The 24,415-nt window shown below is 57.1% G+C and carries 20 protein-coding genes and 1 CRISPR repeat array (1 of these 21 only partly in view); of the genes, 7 read left to right on the forward strand and 13 right to left on the reverse strand.

Going from position 1 to position 24,415, the window contains the following annotated elements:
* Positions 1–279: 279 nt before the first annotated feature.
* From AC6I1V_RS14400 to AC6I1V_RS14410, 3 genes are read left to right on the forward strand one after another with little or no spacing between them, the layout of a single operon-like run.
* Complete coding sequence (locus tag AC6I1V_RS14400; protein WP_279060906.1) at positions 280–903, forward strand: hypothetical protein; 624 nt, start codon at positions 280–282, stop codon at positions 901–903.
* 58 nt (positions 904–961) lie between these two features.
* The gene (locus tag AC6I1V_RS14405; RefSeq protein WP_483986450.1) at positions 962–1,354 is read left to right on the forward strand and encodes a hypothetical protein; all 393 of its coding nucleotides are present in this window, start codon (positions 962–964) and stop codon (positions 1,352–1,354) included.
* A gap of 49 nt (positions 1,355–1,403) precedes the next feature.
* Entirely contained in the window at positions 1,404–1,799 is a 396-nt protein-coding gene (locus tag AC6I1V_RS14410) for a hypothetical protein (RefSeq protein WP_483986451.1), read from the forward strand.
* On the opposite strand, the gene AC6I1V_RS14415 is transcribed toward AC6I1V_RS14410, so the two are convergent.
* From AC6I1V_RS14415 to AC6I1V_RS14465, 11 genes are all read right to left on the reverse strand, one after another.
* On the reverse strand, positions 1,794–2,072 hold the full coding sequence (locus AC6I1V_RS14415) for a hypothetical protein (RefSeq protein WP_497737118.1): 279 nt from the start codon (positions 2,070–2,072) through the stop codon (positions 1,794–1,796). The genes AC6I1V_RS14410 and AC6I1V_RS14415 overlap by 6 nt on opposite strands.
* Before the next feature lie 329 nt (positions 2,073–2,401).
* Complete coding sequence (locus AC6I1V_RS14420) at positions 2,402–2,629, reverse strand: helix-turn-helix transcriptional regulator (RefSeq protein WP_279060913.1); 228 nt, start codon at positions 2,627–2,629, stop codon at positions 2,402–2,404.
* Positions 2,630–2,638: 9 nt separating this feature from the next.
* The gene (locus tag AC6I1V_RS14425) at positions 2,639–3,841 is read right to left on the reverse strand and encodes a tyrosine-type recombinase/integrase (RefSeq protein WP_279060915.1); all 1,203 of its coding nucleotides are present in this window, start codon (positions 3,839–3,841) and stop codon (positions 2,639–2,641) included.
* Between the two features lie 118 nt (positions 3,842–3,959).
* Positions 3,960–6,401, reverse strand: a complete 2,442-nt coding sequence (locus AC6I1V_RS14430; RefSeq protein WP_497737119.1) for a putative type IV secretion/conjugal transfer ATPase — start codon at positions 6,399–6,401, stop codon at positions 3,960–3,962.
* Positions 6,401–7,108: a DotI/IcmL/TraM family protein gene (locus tag AC6I1V_RS14435; protein ID WP_294625645.1), complete on the reverse strand. Its 708-nt coding sequence runs from the start codon at positions 7,106–7,108 to the stop codon at positions 6,401–6,403. The genes AC6I1V_RS14430 and AC6I1V_RS14435 overlap by 1 nt, the downstream gene beginning before the upstream one ends.
* Positions 7,109–7,125: 17 nt before the next feature.
* On the reverse strand, positions 7,126–7,515 hold the full coding sequence (locus tag AC6I1V_RS14440; protein ID WP_300682645.1) for a hypothetical protein: 390 nt from the start codon (positions 7,513–7,515) through the stop codon (positions 7,126–7,128).
* A gap of 11 nt (positions 7,516–7,526) precedes the next feature.
* Positions 7,527–8,033, reverse strand: a complete 507-nt coding sequence (locus tag AC6I1V_RS14445) for a hypothetical protein (protein WP_294626054.1) — start codon at positions 8,031–8,033, stop codon at positions 7,527–7,529.
* A 4-nt stretch (positions 8,034–8,037) separates the two neighbouring features.
* A complete protein-coding gene (locus AC6I1V_RS14450) occupies positions 8,038–9,150 on the reverse strand; it encodes a DotG/IcmE/VirB10 family type IV secretion system protein (protein WP_294626056.1) in 1,113 nt (370 codons plus the stop codon).
* Between the two features lie 9 nt (positions 9,151–9,159).
* Positions 9,160–10,101 (reverse strand): DotH/IcmK family type IV secretion protein, encoded by a 942-nt coding sequence (locus tag AC6I1V_RS14455; protein WP_294626057.1) that lies wholly within the window; start codon positions 10,099–10,101, stop codon positions 9,160–9,162.
* Between the two features lie 10 nt (positions 10,102–10,111).
* The gene (locus AC6I1V_RS14460; RefSeq protein ID WP_294626059.1) at positions 10,112–11,284 is read right to left on the reverse strand and encodes a helix-turn-helix domain-containing protein; all 1,173 of its coding nucleotides are present in this window, start codon (positions 11,282–11,284) and stop codon (positions 10,112–10,114) included.
* A gap of 174 nt (positions 11,285–11,458) precedes the next feature.
* Positions 11,459–14,986 (reverse strand): sigma 54-interacting transcriptional regulator, encoded by a 3,528-nt coding sequence (locus tag AC6I1V_RS14465; protein ID WP_497737120.1) that lies wholly within the window; start codon positions 14,984–14,986, stop codon positions 11,459–11,461.
* 263 nt (positions 14,987–15,249) lie between these two features.
* On the opposite strand from AC6I1V_RS14465, the gene AC6I1V_RS14470 reads away from it, so the two are divergent.
* From AC6I1V_RS14470 to AC6I1V_RS14485, 4 genes are all read left to right on the forward strand, one after another.
* On the forward strand, positions 15,250–16,485 hold the full coding sequence (locus tag AC6I1V_RS14470; RefSeq protein WP_302554482.1) for an MFS transporter: 1,236 nt from the start codon (positions 15,250–15,252) through the stop codon (positions 16,483–16,485).
* 16 nt (positions 16,486–16,501) lie between these two features.
* The gene (locus tag AC6I1V_RS14475; protein ID WP_302554483.1) at positions 16,502–18,148 is read left to right on the forward strand and encodes an amidohydrolase; all 1,647 of its coding nucleotides are present in this window, start codon (positions 16,502–16,504) and stop codon (positions 18,146–18,148) included.
* 114 nt (positions 18,149–18,262) lie between these two features.
* Complete coding sequence (locus AC6I1V_RS14480; protein ID WP_497737121.1) at positions 18,263–19,633, forward strand: sodium/glutamate symporter; 1,371 nt, start codon at positions 18,263–18,265, stop codon at positions 19,631–19,633.
* 123 nt (positions 19,634–19,756) lie between these two features.
* A complete protein-coding gene (locus tag AC6I1V_RS14485; RefSeq protein WP_497737122.1) occupies positions 19,757–21,187 on the forward strand; it encodes an outer membrane homotrimeric porin in 1,431 nt (476 codons plus the stop codon).
* Positions 21,188–21,840: 653 nt separating this feature from the next.
* Here AC6I1V_RS14485 and AC6I1V_RS14490 read toward each other — a convergent pair.
* Together AC6I1V_RS14490 and nrdD are read right to left on the reverse strand one after the other, a co-directional pair.
* Positions 21,841–22,641, reverse strand: a complete 801-nt coding sequence (locus AC6I1V_RS14490; RefSeq protein WP_486854283.1) for an acyl-[acyl-carrier-protein] thioesterase — start codon at positions 22,639–22,641, stop codon at positions 21,841–21,843.
* A gap of 617 nt (positions 22,642–23,258) precedes the next feature.
* Positions 23,259–23,414 (reverse strand): anaerobic ribonucleoside-triphosphate reductase, encoded by a 156-nt coding sequence (gene nrdD, locus AC6I1V_RS14495; protein ID WP_486854284.1) that lies wholly within the window; start codon positions 23,412–23,414, stop codon positions 23,259–23,261.
* 8 nt (positions 23,415–23,422) lie between these two features.
* Positions 23,423–24,415: direct repeats of the CRISPR family, unit length 28 nt; unit sequence GAAACACCCCCACGTGCGTGGGGAAGAC (it continues 134 nt past the right edge of the window).

Raw genomic sequence — 24,415 nt, forward strand, 5'->3', positions numbered from 1 at the left:
CCGATACCCGCATCATGCGTACATGCTTTCGCACAGATGCCTGTTTATTCGTCCGGCCTTGTCTCCGAGGGCCAGCCTACGTTTCGTCTATACGCCGTACGTATAGCCTCACGGCTGGCAAGGGGCCATGCCCCTTTGAACCCCGGGAAGCCCAAAGACAGGGAAAACGGTGAGCGCATTCATGAAGTCAAAAAAAGAATCCTTATTTCAAAAAAATCCCTCACCATAATATTGACCTCTACAATGATTTAGGCGATAGTCTAGCCATCGGGAGGTTCCATGAGAGAACAAACAGTAAAACCGACATGCGCGGGTACAATCAATAAAAAAGTGCTCGTTACACTTGGTGCCAAAAAACAAATAGTCGGCAAGACGATTTTCAGACTTTCCCCCCAATGGGAGGATTTTCTCCGTCAGCTTGCCAAAACGTCTAACCTGACAATTCGAAATTTTTTGGATTCACTTGCGGCAATTGCCATGCAAGCCTATTCAAAAGGTATGTTGCCAGTTTTTTCCGATCCAACGGAAGGAAACAGGATGAGCTATGCCATTAGCAAAGACGCGAAAGAAACATTTACAAAACTTGCAAAAGAATGTGGTGTCTCCAGAGATAACATAGTACAGAGTGCTCTTGCTTATATTTCGAAGGAATTTGAAAAAAATGCACTAAGCGCACAACAAAAAATCGAATATGCAGGTATATTAGATGAAGCTTTTGGAAAAATGCTTGATATCTACTACTCGGATATTGTCTCAACGGCAAGAGAAAGACTTTGTGCTTCTGGGGATCCAGATTTTGTAGAATGTGAAGAAAAGCTTGCTTATATCGAGCAATTGAATGAAGTTGATCTTCAAACTTATATTACGAGGAAGCAGCATGAAATTGACAAAACGTCTAGTTAAGTTAGTTTATAAAAGCTATATTAACATAATTTAATATCGCCAAATAAAGGAGTATTTTATGATTCAGAATGAAGTTATGGAATTTATAAATATAACACACGCAATTCCGAAAAAATTAAAAGGATATAATGGAAGTTTATTTATTAAAGATGGTATTATATTAATAATTAAAGTAAGTAGAACAGATAAAAAATTTTATGGAGCAAATGGTAATATTCTTGACACGCTAATTTATGCTTTAGAGGAAAACAGTATACATTTTGGTATAGTTTTATTGAATAATGAGCAGGGAGGGTGGTTTTACCCTGATAATATCATATTCAATAAAATCCAGCGAGGAATATGGCGAAAGGCTAATGATGGGGACTATAAAATAAATTTTCCATTTATGGATTCATTTTACTTTAACTCATATGATGACTTTGAAGGAATATTTAAAATGTTAATATAAAAATAATTTACTAAATCAAAGAGATAGACCATTTTAGAGGGATGCATACATGATAATTATGATAACATTAGATTCAAATTATCAAAAAATATGGGAAAAAAGTGGCACCGCGACTTTTGACTCATATTATGAAGGCACGGACAAAATACAAATTATCCAAAAAGATATACCTAAAACTTTATACGCTATTGGTGTATATCGATCAAGAAAATCATTGCCGCAAGAATTTTCTCCCTCTTTGCTTCAGATAACACGAGTTAATGTATTATCAGAAAATACCAAACGACATGATATAGAAATTGATTTTGATTTTTTAAAAAAATTACCGATGTCGGTGAATTCCACTTTACACAAAATGATACCAGAATCAACACCATTGATACGTTATATTAATGACAGTCACTTTTTTAAATTGCAAAAAATAAAAAATTTCGATGAGTTATAATATTACACATACAGTTTTTCTTATCTCAATTTCCAAAAGGAAATTTTGAAGTTCTTCTTTATGGGGAATAATGGCGTCAATGTCGATGTTTTCCGTTTGCGGGCCGGGCGTGTCTGGGATTTCGTTACTGCTTCCCGAAATGCGGATGCCTGGCGAGATGCCCATCACTCGTAAAAAAACTCGAAGTTTCCGCTTGTCTCTCTTACCTGATGTTTCCTTGGCATTGTCTGTCCCGTTGCCTTTTTGAAGTGTGAGAAGCGAAGCGCCGAACACTTGTCGGAGTCCAGAGGCGCAGCCTTTGGCAGGAGAGTAGCTGTTGTCAGACAGCTACCATCCTGTAAAGAAAAACTCCCGGCGCTTTCCGGCAGGGCATTTTTTCATACGGATTGCCATGTAGGCACTGTGTCCCCGCTTTGGGTATGCGTCTCCACCCAGATTAATTTCATGCCGTGAGGAGTGAAAAGACACACCCCCGCCGCGCAGTAACGCACGGAAAGGGCAATCTGAAAATTCGGGCATGGCGTGGGGCAAAAGGAAAGCGGCGCGGACAGGGGTCAAGCCCTGGTCGCGCCGCCTTGCGGAAAAGGATTGGACGGGGTATTTTAGTTATGTGCTTCGGTTGTATGCTCTGCTCCGTTTTGGCCGGAAAGACGCCTGACAAGGGCAAAAATGTCCGCTGACCGCCAGACGGTTGTGCGCGGCCCCAGTTTTATGGGCTTGGGGTAACGTCCGTCTTTGCAACCCTGCCACCACGCGCTTTTGCTGATGGGGATAATTGTTAAAACCTGCGGCAGACGCAGAAAATGTTCATTGCTGTTTTCCGGGAACATGGTTACTCCTTATGGACAGTCAAGCGACTGTTGTTCTCTGGTTTTTCTTCGTAATTCGTCTAAAAAGTCGGCCCACTCTTGCATCATCTTTCGGCGTTCGGGCAGGTATTCCGCCCTGTTGTATATTCCACGAATGATATTGCGCGGAACATGGGCAAGCTGTCTCTCTATCCAGTCTCCATTATATCCAAGTTCGTTGAGCATAGTGGAAGCCATAGACCTGAATCCATGCGGACACATCTCATCATTTTCAAAGCCAAGCCTGCGGATTGCTCCAAGCAGAGCGCTTTTGCTCATGCTCCTTTTTTCCGTCTTGTAGTTGGGGAAGACATAAACATCCTTGCCTGAATACGCCTGCAATTTCCTCAAGATGGCGACGGACTGCCTGCTGAGAGGGATAAGATGATCGCGCGACATCTTCATCCGTTCGGCGGGGATTCGCCACAGTCCGTCCTCAAAGTCGATTTCCCGCCACTCGGCGTTTCTCAGTTCTCCTGTCCGGCAAAAGGTCAGAGCCATAAGCTGGAGGGCGCTCCTGACAACAAAGGTGCCGGGATAGTTGTCGATGGCAATCATCAGATGCCCCACGGCTTCGGGCGTTGTCTGCGAGGGAAGGTTCCTTCTGACGCGCGGGGCCAGTGCCCCCTTGAGGTCAGCCGCCGGATCGCGTTCCGCCCGTCCTGTGGCAATGGCGTAGCGGAACACACTTGAGCAGATGGAGCGCACGATATGGGGTATGTCTTTGGCTCCCCTTGCCTCAATTTTTCGTAAAAGGGCCAGAAGTTCGGGGGCGGATACAAGATGGACGGGCTTTGAGCCAATCTGTGGGAAAAGGTTGCGCTCCATTCGATGTATAATGCTTGTGGCATAGTTTGCACTCCATTTGTCTTTGTTCTGCTCGTACCATTCAAGGGCAACGGCCTCAAAGCTGTTTTGACAGGCCGCTTTTTCAAGTTTCCGCTTTTCGGAAGGGTCAATGCCGTTGGCAATGTCCTTTCGGGCTGTCGCGGCGCGTTCCCGCGCTTCCTTAAGGGATACGGTCGGGTACAGTCCCAGAGAAATCAGCTTTTCCTTTCCCTGAAAGCTGTATTTGAGCCGCCATGCTTTCGTTCCGCTGGGAGCAATCAGCAGAAATAGTCCATGTCCGTCAAATAACTTGATTTGTTTTTCTCCCGGCTTCGCATTTCGTAGGGTGGTGTCGGTCAGGGGCATATGGGGTAATCCTCCGTTTCAAGAATAATTTACCCCGATTGTTACCCCGAATAATCCGGGGTGTCCACATGTCCTAAAAAATCCATGAAAGTCCATGTCAAAAATATATTCAATTTTTTCAGGATAATAAAAATAAAATAGACGTGAAAATTTTGCGATGGGAGTTTTCATAGCACAATCTTTTGGGGTCTTCCCTGATGGCCTCAATGCGTCCGGCATGGTAGTCCTGATAGTATTCGGGCATAAGCTGCACATCGGCGGGCATCAAAAAGAAGCGCGAACCAAGGACATGCCGTGCAAGCATATACATGACCGCTGATTGTCTGTCCGCCGTGGCTCCTCCGCGCGGAGCCACTTCGTCCAGGTCGAGACTGACGATCTGCGCGTCGCCCAAATCGAACCGGGTAGGTTCCTTCAGAATGACATACGCTTCAATGGCGTCTAGTAATGAGCGCCAGACATTGTTGATGGTGTGTTCCTCATAGGTGTTCTGGATGCCCTTGTTCTGCCGAATCTGCGCCCCCACATCGGCCAGCAGCGGCACGGCGTATCTCTGCGCCTGCAATGCCTCATGCACATACCCCCGCTCAAAAAGCCCATCGACCACTTCCCACCAGGAGGTGGAAGCGTCGCGGCTGATGCCTTCATGGACAATGAGGTCATGCAATTCCGGCAACACATTGGGTTGATAGAGCCGGGGATGATTGCCGTCGGAGAGTTCCTCGTAGGCAAGGTCAATGGCCCGGCCTATCAGACCCGGCACGCCGTCCGCCGGAGCCGTGACATCCAGCGGCGTGGCCAGCAGCGACAGCAGGTTGACCAGAAACGCCTTGTGCGAGGGCAGGGGCTTGCGGCACCCCAACGGCGTGTCAAAGGGATTGACGGCATAGTCCGGTGTCATCCTCAGCCGGTGATAGGCGGCAAGGTGTTTTTTCCCTTCGGGCAGGTTTTCTTTCAGGAGCGTGATAAGGCCGGAGGAAGACGGCCCCACGTCCACGATGGACAGCCAGGGCAGACGGGACAGTCCGGCCTGTGTGACAAAGGCAAAATTGAAGGCGTTGAGAAAAACGGACTTGCCGCCGCCCATCGGTGCAACGCCGAGGTCTATCCAGGCGGCCTGTTCCGAAGAGTTGGCCGCATACGGCATGATTTTACCGTCCTGGGTTCGGAACAGCAGGCTTCCTTCCCGCCACGGCGACGCCGGACGCAGCGGCAACATGCCAAGAGCGTCCTGCAAGGGCGCGGCGGTGACGGGAGCCGGACTTGCGGGCATCATGGCGGGAAGCGTCGCGGTAAAACCGAGAAGAGGGTCGCCTGTGGCTTCGGAAACATCCGCCGTTCCCCATCCCTGAACGGTTTTGGAAAGTTCCGCGACGCGCCGCCGGAGCAGCAGATGGGCTTCCTGCTCGGAATCCGTCACACAGGCCCAGGTGCAGAAGCAAATGCGGAACCGGATGCAGCATACGCCTTCAAGGTCCAGCTCTTTCAGGGCATCAACGGCCTTATTGAACTTTTTGTTGTCCGAAGAGCTGAAGGCCAGAATGGCCGCAAGCAGGGGCCGGAGACCCATGTTCAGGCCGCCGTCTTCCAGCAGGAAGGAAATGCGGTACGGCAGTCGTTCATCACGCCTGGCAAGTACCCGGAAGAGTTCCTGAAACGGTTTCGGCGTCTGGGGCATGAGCGTCATGATGAGAGGCCCGAATATTCTGTCGCCGATGCGTATGGCGTTGCGGGAAATCAGTTCTCCCTCACGGGGCCAGAGCTGTGTCTTGAAATCCGGGTACAGCATGTTATGCAGTCTGTCCGTCCTGCTTGTGTCGGGATCAGGCAGACGCAGCGGCAAGGGATCGCCGGGGATGAGAGGCCGCCAGTCCCGACCGGTCATATCCGGGGAAATGCACAAGCGGATGTCCCGCAGAGCCTCATGGGCCGAAAGAGGATGTACCAGCAGGTCAACCTGACGGAAGGCGTCCATCACGCCGGTCAGAAAACCGTTATGAGCGTCATGCAGCGCGACCACGGCGCGGGACACCTGCTGACAGCCCGGAATCGTCGGCACCTTGGACATGGAGGCATTGCGTTCCTTCAGAGCCGTTTTCCGCAGGGTGTCAGGCAACACGGCGGGCCGTGTCCACAGTACAATCCAGCATTTTTCAAGGGCGCAGTAGCGTTGCAGCGCATGGCCCCAATCCTCCAGCAGAGGGCCGATATGCAGGCCGAGGTTGTGCGCCGTCAGGCGCGACGGCTGGAGCAGTTCGGCAATCCGTTCCCCGCTGCTTTCCGGGTCATATTCAAAGACCACCTGAAGGGCGTGCCCCGGTTTGGAAAGCGTGGCCTGGAGCTTTTCCGCCAGGCCGGAGACGATGGCCGTGTATTCTTCCACCCCCACATGCTTCAGCGAACCTTCCAGATGAAGAAGGCTGATGAGGCTCCCGTCATCGGCCACCAGTACGCCATTGTCCACGGTTTCCAGCCTGCAATAGCTGTGAACCGGCCCGGCGAACGCTTCCGAGAGAGCGCGGATGCCGCGATCCACGCCGTTGACAAGTATATCAAGCATCACGCATCCCTCTTGAGTACGACTTGCTGAATGACCACGCCGCGCGGCGTCTTTGCCGTGGACGCGCGGCAGACAAGAACTGTGGCAAGGAGTTTTTGCGTGCTTTCCACACCCTGACTGGATTCGTAGGAAACAATCAGGGGGAACTCGACTTTCCATGTGGCCTTGCCGCTCACCAGACCGGAAGCGATGATGACCGGGGCGCGTGTGGCCACGGCGGAAGCGGAAAGCCGCTTGTCCCGAATCATGTCCAGAACGCCCGAACTTTGCAGGGAAGCCAAAAAGGACTTGTAGGCCGCGTCATCGAAGTGCGGCCTGATGCTTTCCAGTTTTTTCCGCCACTCCAGAAAGTTAAGCGACATGGCTCCGGCAATGGTGTCGGAAACCCAGGTCAGCAGCCCCTCCTGTGTGAGCAGCGGCTGATCCAGCGGAATCATGGGTGCAAGCCGCAAGTCCGGTGTGGCCGCGAAGTATTGCGGTTTCGGCTGATTCAATAACAGGAGGGCGACGACGCCCGTACTGGCGCACAAGGTCACAGTCAGGCCCAGAGCCAGCTTCATGGCCCGGCGGAACTGCGCCCTGTACCAGTTCAGTCCCCCAATGACGGCGGCGGCATCCGGGGCGGGCGAAGAGGCATGAACTTCCTTCATGCTTTGAGCCTGTTCCTGAGACTTCGGGGCGTCTTTTTGTTTTTTGAAGATGTTCATGCCTCATTGCCTCACGCTTACAGGCCCAATTCGCTCATGCCGGAAGTCTGGTCGCTTCCGAACAGCGTAGCGGAACCGGAACCGAGGAGTTCTCCCAGGCCGAGTGCCAGAGCGCCGATAACCACCTTGGTCAGTCCGCCCGCGTAGGTGCTTTGTCCCTGATTTTTCGTGGCCTTATACATGTCCACAGTGCCCCATGCGCCCATGCCCAGCCCACCAGCATACCCCAGGAGTGTGATGCCTTTGGCCACGCCCTTGGCGTTTTCCGCCACGTTTTCACCCATTTCGCCAAACGTGACTGCGGCATGGACTATTTCGGGAGTGAACAGCCAGATGGTGGCCATGCCCATGAAAACGGCGGTGAAACGAAGGGGAGAGATGGAAAACGTATTCTTGACGATGTTCATAGTTTTCTCCATTAGCCAAGAATCTTGGCGATATATGTTTGCACGTCCCCTCCTATGGTGGCTCCGATGCCGCGCAGGAAGGTGACGAGGTTGACGGCGAGTATTCCGCCGAACAGATGAACGAGGCCCCGGCTGAGATTCATGGGTTGATTGGGTGTGTCGCGCATGAGACACAGCCCCCGCGCAATACCGATGAGGCCCACTGTGGCGATGGCATACACCGCGAACTGGATGTAGACCTCACCGGGTGAGGACGGCGGGCTGTAGCTCAATGACTGTTCCGAGCTTTGGTTGAAGACCGTCATGGACAGGGAGTCCATGAGCGCGGGCAGATTGAGCAGCAAAACCGCGCAGACGAACGTCCATACCGCCGTGGAGCGGTTGAAGCGGTGCTTGTGACTGATGGCCTGCCCAAGCGAAACCACGGCGAAGGCGACGCCCACCAGGTAGGCCAGCCGGACAAGCACGGGCCACCATTGCTGCAAATGCGGGATGACGTTGGCGACGTAGTTGTCCATGCCGTCACCTGCCCTTGACGTTCAGAACGAGAACGCCCACGGGAGTGCCGCTTTCCAGTCGGACGGTGGGAGGTCTGTCGAAATTTTTCTCAAAGATTTTTCCGGCCTTTTCGCCCACCTTTCCGGCGGCTATCCATGCCTGGTCTTCCACGCTGTAGGTATTCCAGACCATCTGGTCGGTCACGTCATTGCCGTAGCCGTAGATGGTGCTTTGGGAGCCGCTATAGCGTTTGGCCGTGCCCAGCCCTTCCAGGAACGCTGACGCGACAAGCCCGCCCCATCGTGAGAAAAAATGGGTGTTCACGGAGCTGGCTACCGAGGCTTCCGAAGTGGAGGGGTCAACGGCATAGGCTTCAAGCTGGACGGTTTCGCCGGTAGGCAGTACGGCCCGGTTGAAAGCCAGAACAAGGCGTTCGTCATACCTTTGGAAACTGCCCATCAGACGGGCATTTCTGTATTCTCCGGACGTAACTGTCGCCAGCACAGCGGACGGCACATCCGAGTTCACTCCCACATCTACGATGGCATAAAGCAGATCGCCCGGCTTGAGCGTCACGGAAGGAGGAGTGTTCCCTGACCGTGCTGTCTCTGACGTTGCCGCAACGGGTGCGGCAATCGGAGTAGTTTCATCCGAAAAATCGTGCAGATAGACAATCTTGCCTTCGCCCACGGCAACGGAGGACAGTTTCGTATCCAATGCCGTCAGGTCATCCATCATGCGTTTCAGCATGGTATTGTCCGTGCGCGGCGTCTGGACGGGCACGGTTCGCACCGGTGCGACCGGCGGCGGGGCCGGGGGCGTGTCTTCCTTCTTTCCCACCACGGGTTTTCTTTGTCCCACAGGCGTGGGAACGAAACTTTCTCCCGCCTTGAGAGCTTCATTGGCCTGTCGCGTATCGTGTTCCTTCAGTTTCTGATTGTATTCCTCCGAGCCTTCGCCTCCCGCCTTGCCGCTGATGGCGTCCGTCCTTGCCGAAGTCAGTCTGGCCGTTGCGGACGGTTTTTCCGGGGTAAACAGGAAAAAGGACGCAAGGAGTATGGAGACGACAAGGGCAACTCCCAGAAGACTGAACAAGATGAGACGCCGCTTTTTTTCCGTGCTTGTCATATCGCTCATAGCGTGCCCTCATTGGGAAACTTGCAGGCGAATCGTCTGAATTTGCCCGTTTCTGGAAAGCATCAACCGCGACGTGACCGGTATTTCATAGCATTTGGTGTTGCCCGCTCCGTTGATCACGGCTGTCCAGGCAGGCCACATCAGCGTATGAGTCGTTCTCAGGTAGTGCTTGCCGTTGTGGTTCCAGACAAGCACGTCATCGGAACCCGGCTCCACGCGGACACGCACGGCTTTTTCCGGCGGAACGCGGTCAAGAAAGGCCAGCATGGAGGAATCCGCCGTTTCCTTGATGTCCCTGATGATGGGGAGGGCGGCTTTCGGGCCGTGATGGGCAAGCTGGAAAAGGACAAGCGCGTCCGCCTTGCGCCTGGGGGTGCGGACGGAATCCGACTCAAGCCTGATGACCAGCGGTATGTCCCGGTCTTGCAGCGTGACTACAAGGGTGGACGTGGCGTAACCCTGCGTGGGCATGACGTTGAGCAGGTTTCCGTCCGGCAGTTCCGGGCGCAATACCTGAAAGAAGGACGGCCCGCCGTTGGTCACAGAAGTGACAGGCCAGGGCTGGCCGGTTGAATCATGAAAAACCAGAGACGTGGCGATATTGGCCGTGGTGAACACAGGCACGGGAGAACGGCCCGGCTCCAGTGTCACGCGCACCGTGCGCGTGTTCAATGTCGGAGACACGGGCAGCAGGGCGCGGTCGCGTTCATCCGAGCGCGAGCGATATTCCTGTATCTGGTTCTCATCCAGCGGCATCATCTGCCGCAGACTCTCTTCAAACAGGGCTTGGGTGTCCCGCGCTTTTTTGTCCGCCGTGTCCTGGGCGGCTTTCTTTTCCGTCTGTCCGAGAACTGTGTTTTGTTTTTCGGGCGGCGTGGCGGGCGTTTCATCCGCAAACGCCGGTCGCCCGGCGAGGATGGTCAACGCCAGAAGGCAGTATATTTTCTTCACGATGAACCCCTTATGTGTAAGCGGTTATGGGAAAATCAGGCGCACCGAAGACGCTTTCCCTACGGAACGTCGCGCCCATGCCTTTCAGGATTTCTCCCACTGAACGACACGGATTTCCGGCTTCCTTTCGGCCATTCAGCGGCGTTTCCCGCTGTCTCCGGTATTCGGCAGTCTGGCGGCGTTGCTTGTAGTCGCGGAGAAATTCGACAATCCCCAGGGTATTTCCTGGTGGCACCTCATCCGCTGATGGCGCGCGTTTTTGGGAATGCAGGTGCAGCCAGATGCCGAACGGCATGGCATCGTTGGCGACGGGTGGAAATTTTGCCGCGAACGCTTCAAACATGGGGCGTAGCCGAGTTTTGTTTGCAAGCCATGCCTCATGCTGACTCCGTTCCCGTTCCTCCCGCATCCGCATTGCCTGCCGCACGTCCTGAGTGTGCTTTTGTCCTATCTGTTCCGCAGACTGCACCGGATCGAGCCAGCGTTGTCCGCGCAGCCAGTTGCCCATTTGCGGTACAAAGCGTCCCTGTTCGCGTTGCCAGCTTTCCGAGTTTGTGAATCTGTGAATTGCAGCATGAAGTTCAGCCAAAGGGGGCAGTTCCCCGCTTCGCAGGAGCTGGAGCCAGGCCAGGCGCGCGAAGCCCTTGGCCTCCTTTTTGGGGTACATGGCCCAGGTGGATTCAAAATCGGGAAGAGAAGAAGACACACCCCCCGCCGCAGGCGTTCTGGCCATGCGGCGAACGGGACTGGCCGTTGCTTCACCCGGCGTATGGGGGGAAAGGGGGGAGTATTTTTCTTTTCTTTGTTTGCTAAGATTGGTTAAGTAGCCAAAATTTGCCTCATGGCAGCCAACTTCTGTCTGCTTGTTGGAAAAAGATGTCTCTTGCTTTTCAGCAAGCTCTTCAGGGCGCAAAAGGTAATAGACGGAAGAGCGATATTGCTCACGCCTTATAAAAATGAGCTTTTCTCTGACAAGCTCGGCAAGGTAGTTTTTGACGCTGCTGATGCTGCATGAAAGTCTTTTGGCAAGCGTTGCCTGCGAAGGCCAGCAATGGTCTTTCTCTGAGGCGTAGTCACATAAAAGTGCGTACATGGCTTTTGCTCCAAACGTAATGGACTTTTGCAAAACAAACTGTGGAAGAATTGGGCCGTAAATATTTCCCTTTGGGGTAAACGTCTCCATTTTTTCTTTCTCCCGGCCCGAAAAAAGACAAAAACAGCAGATTCGTTGTTGACAACGAGGAACCTTACGGTTACTGTTGTTCTTACGTTACGTGCGTAAGAACTTAGTTCTGCAAGAAGCCGTTGAGTTACCGCTCGACGGCTTTTTTGTTTTTTGGGGCTTGGCGTTATTTCCTCAATGGAATGTCCTCTTGAGGCGAGTTGACGAACTGTTCAAAACGTGGGCATCACGCATAACCGCAAGGGCAACGCCGGGGGAGGCTTCCGGCATCTGCCCGGAGTACGGCGCGGCCAGTGGAGGCGCTCGTATGCGTGGGAGGGCGTCTGGAAGCGAAGAAAGAAGGATGTGGTCGTATATGAAAAAAACTCCCGCCGACCATGTGGGGCACATGGTCAGAAGGAGTTCTGTACGGAGAACAAAAAGGAACACATCCGAAAAAAGTGAAATTTTTTCGGAAAAATTTTTGTTCTCGATAACTACGGTATATTCTTGGGGAAATAAAAGACGATTGGCGAAAAAGGGATAAGAAAACGGATAAGCAACCAAGGAAGAAAGCCGGTAAAACCTGTCAGGCTCCGGTTCCGGTATCTTCCTATAAATATAGGAAATTAAAGAAAAACTATCCGCATTGGACGTATTAGTCCGATATGTGAGGGACTCTCTCTCTCTCTCTCTCTCTCTCTCTCTCTCTCTCTCTCTCTCTCTCGGTTTGATTCCGTACTGGCGCAGTTTCAGGTATAGGGTGGAGCGTTTCATGCCGAGCAGTTTTTCCGCACCGTTTTCGCCGCTGATGCGGCCCCCGGTTTTATTGAGGATGTATTGGATATACCGCCGCTGGAGCTCCTGAAGCGTGGGGGTGTCCGCGTAGAGGGAGGTTTCGGCGTGCGGGGAGGGCTCCTGCGTTTCGCGCTGCCCCCCGACGGCCAGATCAAAGGGGCCGCCCGTGTACAGGATGACGGCGCGTTCCACCGCATTGCGCAGTTCCCGGATATTGCCGGGCCACTGGTACTCGGAGAGGCGGCGCAAGGATTCCTTGTCCGGGCAGGGGATCTTTTTGCCGTAGCGACGGGAAAAATGGTCGGTGAACGCCATGATGAGCTCTTCCAGATCCTCAAGGCGTTCGCGCAGCGGCGGGATGGTCACGGGGATGACCGAGATGCGGTAATAGAGATCCTCGCGGAAGGTTCCCTCACGCACGGCGCGGGGCAGGTCGCGGTTGGTGGCGGCGATGAGCCGGAAGGAGGAATGGATCTCCTTGGTTCCGCCAACGCGCATGAAGCGGTGCTCCTGCAGCACGCGCAGGAGCTTGATCTGCATGTTCATGGGGATGTCGCCCACTTCGTCGATGAACAGCGTACCGTTGTCCGCCAGCTCAAAAAAGCCGATTTTCTGCCCCGTGGCGCCGGTGAAGGCGCCTTTTTCGTGCCCGAAGAACTCGTTCTCGAAGAGGTTTTCGGAAACCGAGGCCGGGTGGACGGCGACGAACGGCCCTTTGCAGCCGCTGTGCCGATGCACGTAGTTGGCCATGACCTCCTTGCCCACGCCCGTTTCCCCCAGCAGGAGGACGGCGGCGTCCGTGGCCGAGACGACCTTGGCGCGTTCAAGGCACATGCGGAACGAGGGGCTTTTGCCCCACAGTTCAAGCCGCTCCTCCTGCGCCATCTTGGTGACGGCGTGGATCTGCCGCACTTCGGCGCGCATGCTGCGGGCTTCGAGCAGGCGGAGGGCATTCTTGAGCTCCGAAGCGCAGAACAGCCCGATACGGCCCAGATCCTCTTGGGCGCAATGGGGTATCCGGCTGGAGTGCGCGGAACTGTCCGCATAGAGCAGCCACGGGTTCCCGCCGGGAAGCCTGAAAGGGAGGCAGAGGATATCCAGCCCGTTCCGCTGGGACGCGAAAGGGGTTTTTTCGCGGATGCGCTCCCGGATCAGATCGCGGCCCGGAGCGAACATCCCGGAGGCGATTTCCGAACCGGAGAGGTTGCAGGAGCCGCAGCGGAGCAGGGTTTCCCCATCCATGCGGAAAAGGGCGGTGCGCTCGGCGCGGAAGACCTTACGCAGGCAGGCCGCGAGCTGGTAACAATATTCCTCAAGGGTTTCCCACTCATGGATGGAGCCCGCTTCACGGCAGCAGGCATCGAAGAGGGCCTCTTTCTGATCCGGCGAGGCCCATGTGGGGCGCTGCCTGTCGATGCCGATCCGGCTGAGGTGCTTGAGGGCTTCCTCCCTGGCCTCCTGCGCTTCCTCCTCACGTCCGAGGACGCTCAGGATCTCGGATCGCCGCCGCTGCCCAAACCCATACTCGATGGGCATGGCGGCGTCTTTGAGGGTTGCGAGGCTCGCGTCGAGCAGCTTGAGGGCTTCCTGCGGCGACGTGTTGCGGAGGAGGATGGCCTTAAGCCGCAGGGCATGCCCGCGCATCATCGGGCTGGGGCTCGTTTCGGCCTCGCGGAGCAGGGTATCGAGATCGATGCCCGGCAGCGGCGGGAAGCCGTGCTCGGCGTAAAAGGCCGCGAGCTCAAGGATCCAAAGGTAGTTGTAGGACAGGGAGAAGGAGGGGTGGCGTTTGGCCTGCCGCAGGGCGTCGGCGAGCAGGTTGTAGGACATTTCGGCCCGATCCATGCGGGAATAGCAGAGCGCGATGGTGGCGAAGGCCCTGAGCATGAGCTTGGGGTTGGCGGCCATCGTCGTGCGGGAAACGACGGACTGGAGCGTTTCCAGCGCGTCGTCCTCGCGGCGCATGTAGGCGTAGAGGACGCCGAGGTGCTGGCGGCAGACCTGCGCGGACATGGCGTTCCCTTCCAGCTCCGCCGTGCTGATGGCGGATTTGATCATGCCGAGGGCATGGGCGAAGTGCCCGAGGTAGGTGGCGGAAGAGGCCGCCTGAAGCACAAGCTGCGACTCGAAGAAGGGCAGCACGGGCCTGTGGGTGCTCTTTTGGAGCATCTCGTAACATTCGAGCGCCTTCTGGAAGTTCCCGCGGATGAAGTGCATCACGATGAGGAAAGGGGTGATCCGGGTGTACAGCTCCTTGTCGTCCAGCGCCTTGAGCAGCTCCATGGCGGAATGGAAAATCTCGTGGGCCCGCTCGAAATGGATGGTGCCCGCAAAGAATGTGGCGGAAGCCTGCGCGAACCGGATAAGGACGAGGGTGCGCTTGTCCCCTGCGGAGGCGGCGTATCCGGAGGCCTTTTTCAGGAGGGCGGAGGAACGGGCCGCGTTCTTCATATAATAGAAGGAGGCGTCATGGGCGGCGAAGCTGTATTGGATGAAGGAGCGGGCTTCCGGGGCGGTGAGCCGGCGGCCCTGCCACTGTTCGAGCTGGTTGAGGAGCAGTTCGAGGTATCCTGCGCTTCCGGCTATGTCCGCCTTGCGCATGAGGGCGCGCATGCGCTTCGTGCATATCTCGCAGGCGGTTTCCGGCATTTGGGATTCACAGGCGGAGATGAGCTCTTCGAGGGGCGAGCCCGTGTCGCGGAACAGGAAGCCCGGCAGGGTTTCCCGCAGGTATTCGGCCCCGGCTTGCGTCAGGCTCCATGTCTCGTCCCGCTGTTCCGCAAGGCCGTCGCTGGTCACTCTGTGCAGGGCTATTTCCGCCTGAGCCGCCGGGCACTCGAGCATCTGGATAAGGCATAATGTCGAGCGCTCCTGCTTCAGGGACGACAAAAGCCAGAGAATCAAGAGTGATGTGGATTCTTGCATACCCGTGCGCTCCCCCTGTGGCGATTTGTCCCAAGGTAGCGTGCCGCCTACGGTGCGTCAATGGCGCCGGGGCTTGTCTATTATAAATTCTGGACAAAACAAGTCCAAAAATTGGACGTATCCAAAAACTGGATATCCCCTCCCCCTCCCTTTTCCCGTGCCGCGCGCCAACAAGTCCATTCTTTCACTAACAAAATCCTTTTTCCTATAACGTGGCATGGAGCTTGCTCTTTGTAAGGCATCACTCGTTGAGGAGGCTCCGCGTGTTCTACGGATGGAAGTTGGCGACCATAGGTTCCTGCGGGAATCTGCTCCTTCAGGGAAGCGTGTTCTATACCATGAACGCCTTTATCGAACCCTTGGTCGATCTGCACGGCTGGAGCCGGGCCGGGATCGGCCTGAGCATGACGTTCGCGTCAGCCATGATGACGCTGAGCATGCCGATAGGGATTATGCTCACAAACAAGGTGAGCATCCGGCTCCTGATGACGCTGGGGGCCTTCATCGGCGGGCTCGGCTATATCGGGCTGGGCCATGTCGACGACATCCGGCTGTTTGCGGCGCTGTTCTCCATCGTGTGGGTGTGCGGGCAGATCTGCGGCGGCGTGGTCGCCACCATGCTGATGAACCGCTGGTTCGCCGCCTGCCGGGGCCGGGCCTTCGGGCTGGTCGCCATGGGGACATCCCTTTCCGGGGCGTTCCTGCCGTTCATAGCCCTCGTGCTTGTGGACACGTTTGGCGTCTCGTGGGCCTTCTCGGTGCTCGGCGGCCTCGCCTTCCTGCTTTTCCCCATCTGCTGGCGGCTTATCCGCGATACGCCCGAAGAGATCGGGCTGACCGTGGACGGGCTGGCTGCGGGGGCCTTCCAGCCCGGCGCGGAAGAGGGGAAGGTTGTCCCCATCGGTTGGCGCGAGCTCATCAGGGGCCGCCGGATGTGGATCATCGGCGTGTCGTTCGGCATCGGCCTGATGGCCGTCGGCGGGGTGCTGAGCCAGCTCAAGCCGCGCTTCGTGGACAGCGGCATGGGTTCGTATGCGGCTATGGGCTTCATGTGCCTGACCGCCCTGCTTGGGGCCTTGGGCAAATACGCCTGGGGCTGGGTATGCGACCGCACCACCCCGCTGTTCACCGCGAAGCTGCTGTTCCTGTGCAACGCGCTGTCGCTGGCCTGCATCTTCCTCCCCCAGAACCTGTTCAACGTGATCCTGTTCGTCGTGGGCTACGGCCTGTGCATGGGCGGCATCTGGACGGTGTTCCCCGTCGTGGTCGCCTACCTCTACGGCAAGAAGCAGTTCCCCCATGTCTATAAATATATTTCCTTATTTGTGGCGGTAAAGTCCCTTGGCTATGCGGTTGTCGGCCTCTCGCATGGCCTGACGGGGAGTTACAATACGGCGTACATCATGCTGATCGTGCTGCTGTTGGCGGCGTTCGCCGCGACGTCGACCATCCGGGAACATGAGGCCGCGGAAGGAAACGTATTTGCAACTTGTAACTGAGAGAGGAGATTTTCAGATGGCATCTGCAACACACGTATATCGCAACGGGACCATCCTGACTATGGATTCTGGAGGGAGTCAGGCGCAGGCGCTCGCGGTACGCGGGGGAACCATCCTCGCCGTCGGCACCGACGCGGAAGTCATGGCCCTTGCCGATCAGCATACGGTGGTTACGGATTTACGCGGGCGGACGATGCTCCCCGGCTTCATCGACGGGCACAGCCACTTTGTTTCCGCCGGCCTCATGGCTGCCACGCAGATCGATCTCTCCTCGCCTCCGGTGGGCGGCGTGAAGAACATCGCCGAGATCAAGGAACTGATCCGCGCGAAGGCCGCCGAAACGCCGAAGGGCGAATGGATCCTCGGCTTCGGCTACGACGATACGGGCCTTGAGGACAAGCGCCACCCGCTTGCCTCGGATATTGATGAGGCCGCCCCCGAACATCCCGTGCTCCTGCGCCATGTGTCCGGCCACCTTTCCTCCTGCAACAGCCTCGCTCTGGCGAAGGCCAACTATACGAAGGATACCCCCGACCCGGTGGGCGGCGTGATCCGCCGTGACGAGCACGGCAACCCCAACGGCGTTCTGGAAGAGCCCCCGGCGCGCGAACCCGTGTTCCGCCATATCCCGGCCCCCACGGAAGCCGACTGGATGGAAGGCATCAAGGCCGCCTGCGCCGCGTATACGGCGAAGGGCGTGACCACGGCGCAGGACGGCTTTACCGCCACGGGCGACTGGAACGCGCTGAAGCGGGCGCACGAGCTCGGCCTGCTCCGCAACCGCGTGCAGATCCTGCCCGGCGTGTCGCGCATGGACATCGACACGTTCAACACGCGCGTTTCCGGCACGCCGCTCACCGCCGACGGCAAGATCAGCCTCGGCGCGGCGAAGCTCCTCGCGGACGGCAGCCTCCAGTGCTACACCGGCTACCTGAGCAACCCGTACCACAAGGTCATCTATGATCTGCCCGAAGGCCCCATGTGGCGCGGCTATCCGATTGAACCGGAACAGCAGTTCATCGAAAAGGTCGTGGGCCTGCACCGGCAGGGCTGGCAGCTCGCCATCCACGGCAACGGCGACGACGCCATCCAGATGATCCTCAACGCCTATGAAGAGGCGCAGAAGCGCTATCCCCGCGCCGACGCCCGGCACATCGTCATCCACTGCCAGACCGTGCGCGAGGATCAGCTCGACCGCATCAAGCGCCTCGGCGTGGTGCCCTCGTTCTTCGTCGTCCACACCTATTTCTGGGGCGACCGCCATTATGGGACGTTCCTCGGCCCGGATCGCGCCGAGCGCATCAGCCCGCTCCGCAGCGCCCTGAAGCGCGGCATCCCGTTCAGCAACCACAACGATACGTTCGTGACGCCCATCGATCCCCTGCTTTCCGTCTGGTCGGCCGTCAACAGGCGCACCAGCGGCGGGCGCATCCTCGGTGAAAACCAGACCATCCCGGTCATGGATGCGCTGCGCAGCGTGACCTCGTGGGCCGCTTACCAGGCCTGCGAAGAGCGCATCAAGGGCAGCCTTGAGCCCGGCAAGCTGGCCGACTTCGTGATCCTCGAAGACAACCCCCTGACGGTTGCCAAGGAAGCCATCAAGGATATCGGGATCTCCGCGACCATCGTGGGCGACGAAGTCGTCTACGGCTCGCTGGATTAAGACGCTCCTCCCTCGCCGCCGGGGTGGGGGGCAGCCCTTCCTCCCCTCCGCCCCGGCGTTTCCATAAACCGCAAGCCTTGACGGGCATACTGCAACAAAAAGCAAGGAACGAGTATGGAAAGCACGTTTTATCCTTATCTGGGCGCACTTGGCTGGATCGGCCTGTTCCTGTTGATCGGAACCGTCATCCGCGCGAAAGTAAAGTTTTTTCAGACTTTTCTCTTCCCCGCTTCGCTTATCGGCGGCATCCTTGGGTTCTTCGTCCTGAATGCGGGCTGGCTCGGCATCCCCAGTTCCACCGGCTGGAAGACGATCACCCCCGTGGTGTTCAGCACGATCACGTTCCACCTGTTCGCCTTCGGCTTCGTGGGCATCGGGCTTTTGCAGGCCAAGAGCGGCACCAGCGGTAAGGTCGTCGCACGCGGCGCGCTGTGGATCGCGCTCATCTTCGGGCTGCTCTTCTCGGTGCAGGCCATGGCGGGCAAGGCCACGTTCGACGTGTGGAAGATGCTGTTCGGCGGCGACTTCTTCACCGGCAACGGCTATCTGCTCGGCGCCGGCTTTACGCAGGGCCCCGGCCAGACGCAGGCGTACGCCAGCATCTGGGAAACCACCTATCAGATCGCAAACTCCCTGAACGTGGGCTTGGCCTTCGCCGCCGTCGGCTTCCTCGTTGCCGGTATCGTGGGCGTGCCGTTGGCCTTCTACGGCATCAAGAAGGGCTGGATCTCCATCCAAGGCGGCAAGCTCCCCGAATGCTTCCTGCGCGGCCTCATGGATAAGGGCGACAACCCCGCCTGCGCCCATGCCACGACCCACCCCGCCAACATCGACAGCGTCGCTTTCCACCTCGCCATCATGGCCGCCCTGTACGCCCTCGCCTACGCCTTCGGCGTGTGGTGGCTGTGCAGCATGCCCAAGGGCATCAACGGGCTCGGCATCGGCATGATTTTCGCGTGGGGCATGTTCTTCGCCATGATCGCCCGCAAGCTCATGGCTAAGTTCGGCATCATCCACCTCATCGACGGCGAGACGACCCGCCGCCTGACCGGCGCCACCGTGGACTTCATGATCTGCGCCGTATTCATGGGCATCGAAGTCCGCCAGCTTCAGGAAGTGGCCATCCCGTTCGTCATCGCGGTCGTGCTCGGCACCCTCCTTACCCTGTACATCTGCCTGTGGTTCGGCCGCCGTTCCCCCGAATACGGCTTTGAACGCGGCCTGACGCTGTTCGGCTACTGCACCGGCACGGCGGCCTCCGGCCTGCTCCTGCTCCGCATCGTCGACCCCGACTTCGATACGCCGGTTGCCGTTGAAGTGGGCCTCATGAACGTGTTCGCCACCATCCTCTTCAAGCCGATATCATGGTCAATGCCGTTCGTCCCTGTGGAAGGCTTCCCCATGATGTGGATATTCATAGCCGTGACGGTCGTGACCCCCATAGCCATGTACTTCCTTAAGATGATTAAGAAGCCCTCTTTCTAGGGAACTCCGGGTGGCCTGAGGAGGGCCGCCCCTTCCCCGAAGCGGATCGCCTCTCGGCGTTTTCCCATGACGGCGGATAACGGAATTGTCCGGCCTGAACCTCTAACTGGAAGGAAGGAATGTATGAAGCGCATCGTTACCCTGATCCTCGCCGCCGGCTTGATCCTCGGCGTAACCTCCGCTGCACAGGCGGTCGACTTCAAAATATCCGGCTTGATGCAGCACCGTGTGTCGTTCGCCGACCGCAATTTTGAAAAACACAACGGCGACGACAAGCTGCGGGCGGCCAGCCGTGTCCGTACCCAGATCGACGTGATCGCTTCGGAATCCCTCAAGGGCGTGGTATACTTTGAAATCGGCCACCAGAACTGGGGCAAGTCTTCCGATGGCGCATCCCTCGGCACGGACGGCAAGCAGGTCAAGGTTCGCTACAGCTACGTTGACTGGGCGATCCCGCAGACCGACGCCAAGGTGCGCATGGGCCTCCAGAAATATACGCTGCCGAACTTTACCGGCATCGGTTCCCCGATCCTCGACGCCGACGGCGCGGGCATCAACATCACCAACCAGTTCACCGAAAACGTGGCCGCGAGCCTGTTCTGGCTGCGCGCCGAGAACGACAACGACCCTGATATGGCGAAACACGATTCCCACGACGCGATGGACTTCATCGGCATGACCGTGCCGCTGACCTTCGACGGCGTGAAGGTGACCCCGTGGGGCATGGGTGCCTTTATCGGCCATGACAGCTTCAAGGGGGAGAGCCAGTTTGATAGAAGCTTCCCCATGACGCAGGGCATGCTCCCCCTTGCCGGCAAGGGAGCGCTCGCGGACATCGTGGCCTCCAGCGATGAGGATCACGGCAGCGCATGGTACGGCGGCATCGCGGCTGACGTGACGTACTTTGAACCGTTCCATTTCGCGCTTGATGCCGCCTACGGCAGCGTGGATCTGGGGACGAGCAGGCTCGACGGCAGGAACTTCGACGTGAAGCGTTCCGGCTGGTACGCCGCGTTCCTCGCCGAATACAAGCTGGAATCCTGCACCCCCGGCCTGCTGTTCTGGTACTCCTCCGGCGACGACGCCAACCCGTACAACGGTTCCGAGCGCCTGCCCTCCATCGACCCCGACGTGTACGTGACCTCCTACGGCTTCGACGGCACGAACTACGGCGGCGCGGCCCAGACGATGGGCTACGGCATCTCCGGCACATGGGCGGTCATGGCCCGCGTGAAGGACATCTCGTTCATGGAAGACCTCTCCCACGTCCTGCGCGTCGTGTACTATCAGGGCACGAACAATAGGGAAATGGTACGCAGCAAGATGATCTCCAACCCGCAGGACTCCCAGTACAGCATGATCTACCTGACCACGGGCGACAAGGCCGTGGAAGTGAACTTTGATACGGAATACAAGCTGTACGAGAACCTTTCCCTGTTCGTGGAGCTCGGCTACATCCGCCTCGATATGGATGAGGATCTGTGGAGGGGCGTGGGTTACGAGGCGAAGGAAAACAACCTCAAGGGTACCTTCAGCATCATCTACAAGTTCTAGGGAAACGGGGAAGCCCGGTTTTCTGGAAGGGGCCGTACGGACGTCTTGGCAGGCTGACGCCCGGCCCCGCTCCCCAAACGGACATGCCTTGGAGAGGGGCCCCGCCCTGAGGCTGCCCGCTTTCCGGCGGGTTTCCTCCAAAGGCGGTCCGTATAGGGGGAATGCACAGGGGAAGGGGAAACTTTTCTGAAAGGGAGATGGAACGCCCTTATGGAGTTTCCCCTTCCCCCCAAAAAAACTGTCGGCACGGCTTGAGCCGGGTGGAGCTTCCGTTCAGCGTGGATTATTACCCAAAAAGCTGCTGGCACGGCTTGAGCCTCTCCCCTATTCAAAGGTTGCGGCGTTATCGACCCATTCGCAGTTTTTGCGGACAGCAAACGACAAGGGGAAGCGCCTGAAAGGGGCATTCCCCCGCTGCCGGGAGGGTGTTGTCCTAACGCTCTGAACAAGCCCAACGTTGCGGCATTTCCCCTATTGCCGGAGGGCGTCCCGCCCGTGCCGGAAAGCGGCGGAACGGGAACTGCATTTTTTGCTTTCGGCTCTGTCATAATATTGAGAGCCGGAATCGTCCTAAAACGCCGTAAAAAGGCTGTCTGAAACTGTCTGAAACGGCCTTTTGGGGTGGCAGGCCAGCATGGGCCATGCCGGGAAGGTCACGCAGGCAGCCGGATTTTTTGCGTCCAGCGCGTCACGGCGCGGCAGACGTCATCGCCCGAATCGGTATGGCGGATCACATGCAGCAGGCCGTGCGGCGCTTGCGGGAACCCTTCGGGCGCGGTGGCGTCGGTTTCGTCGGGCAGGGGGACGCATTGTGAAGTGAGCGCATCGCCGGGGAAGCATTCGGCGCGGAATGTGACGTCGAGCAGGGACGGGATGAGGCTTTCGCCGGGCGACCACGGCAGGCACTCAAGCAGCCAGCCAAGATATTTTGAGTTGTTGACATGCCCGTTGATGTCGAGGTCGTCGCGCCGCACCAGCACGTCGGCGCTGCCTATCCCCTCGCGCAGCCGTGGGATGGTGCGGGACGGGAAGGGGATGCAGGGGATCGTGTTCACGGGGTAGACGGCGGCGAGCTCTTCGGGCAGGGCTGTCAGGCGGCGGGTGGTGAGATCCAGCACCGTCCACGCGCTCACGGCGGCGACGATCCGTTCGCCGGAAGCGTTGTACACTTCATACCCTCTGTGCCCTAGATGTTCGAGCTTCGCGGGCCACGTGCGGACGTTCACCTTGTCGCCGGGCGAAGGCAGTTCTTTGATGCGGAAGGCCATGCGGGTGAGTATCCACGCCTTCCCTTCCGCGAAAAGCCGCTCATCGCCGAAGCCGAGGGCCGAGGCGTTGTGCCCGGCGGCTTCCTGAAACCAGTTCGCCAGCGCGCCGAGGCGTATTTTGCCGTCGGTTCCCGCTTCGCCGTAGCGGGCCTGAATGCCTAGGGTGTATTCGGGGTAATCCAACATATGCTTCTCCGGGGGAAAATGTACTTCCTGCCTGTAGCACGCCCGCAGCGCTTCCGTCCAGAACACGGCCCGGTGAGGGAGTTAGGTTTTTAATGAATGTTGCATCCCAATTGCATGAAATTCAAAACTCATTTTTGATAAATCATCGAAAAGGCGAATGTCTCGCCCCGGTTTGCCCACAGTTGCGTCCCGGTTATACGGACGCCGGGAACTGTACGGCCGATTCCCCTGTGCCGCGGCCTTTTCCAGCAGGGATTGCCTTCCGTGCCTGCCTGAAATGGATGCCATCCGTTGAGGCGGTTTCTTGCACATACCGCGCGAAAAAATGGTTCCGCATTTGCATACGCAGCATGTGCGGAACCGTTTTTTTATCTTGATGCCGCCCGTACCTTTCCGGCAAGGCAGGCTGCTTTTCTTTGGCGAAGCGATACTATCTCATTATGTTGCCATGTAACGAATATCCTGCATCAAACGGCTTGATGCAGACGGCAAAAAGCGTTTTCCCAATGCCTCAAAAAAGTGAGCATCGGTATGCTGTGTGAATGTGAAACTTTTCCTCTCGGTTCGCGCCGTGATATGCCCCATCAGGCACATCACCGTGAGGGGAATTTTTTTGTTTAGACGGTGTGCTTCACTCGATCCATGACCTCAGCTTGCTTCGCGTCGTTGAAACGCTCCACCGTGCCGACAAGGTACCCGGTGATGCGCCGGATACGCTTGAACTTTACACCCTCGCCTGCCTTCCCGCCTTCAACGCGGAATCCATTCCACATCCTGCCTGAGAAACACCCCACGTGCGTGGGGAAGACTGCGGCCTTCGCATGCCGTATTAAACGGCGTGGGAAACACCCCCACGTGCGTGGGGAAGACACACAAGGAACCGACTTTATCATTTATGCTTCTGAAACACCCCCACGTGCGTGGGGAAGACATACGGCTGCTGATCTGCTTGTAAGAAGCTATAGAAACACCCCCACGTGCGTGGGGAAGACGCCTTTGGGTTGGCATCAGCAGCCGCAATCAAGGAAACACCCCCACGTGCGTGGGGAAGACGAAAAAAAAGTTTCAGAAAAGTTGCGATACCTAGAAACACCCCCACGTGCGTGGGGAAGACCCTTTGTTTAAGGCTTCCACCTCAGTGAAGTTAGAAACACCCCCACGTGCGTGGGGAAGACAAAAAGCGCCTTGGGTCGGATGGAGTTATAGCAGAAACACCCCCACGTGCGTGGGGAAGACCAACGCTGTAAAGAAGACGATCACGAACTGCTTAGAAACACCCCCACGTGCGTGGGGAAGACGGCAAACAAGGACAGGTTTGTCGAAGGTAGGCAGAAACACCCCCACGTGCGTGGGGAAGACGAGTGTGTGATGAGCACGTACAGGGAAGAATCGGAAACACCCCCACGTGCGTGGGGAAGACATCCCAAAGGCTTTGGCATTGCACTGTTTTGTGGAAACACCCCCACGTGCGTGGGGAAGACGGAACCGTCCATTTCCCCTCGTAGCCGTATACAGAAACACCCCCACGTGCGTGGGGAAGACTTGTAGAACCTTGTTCACGGTGTCCTCCCCCTAGAAACACCCCCACGTGCGTGGGGAAGACCGACAGCCGCTGCATGAGTGCCGCAAGAGCCTGGAAACACCCCCACGTGCGTGGGGAAGACGAATGTATAGGCACCGCGGAATGTCGATCCTAGAAACACCCCCACGTGCGTGGGGAAGACAGCACGTCGGCATGAAAAACTACGGCGTCCATGGAAACACCCCCACGTGC

The organism is Bilophila sp. T19-St14 (genome assembly GCF_059728385.1).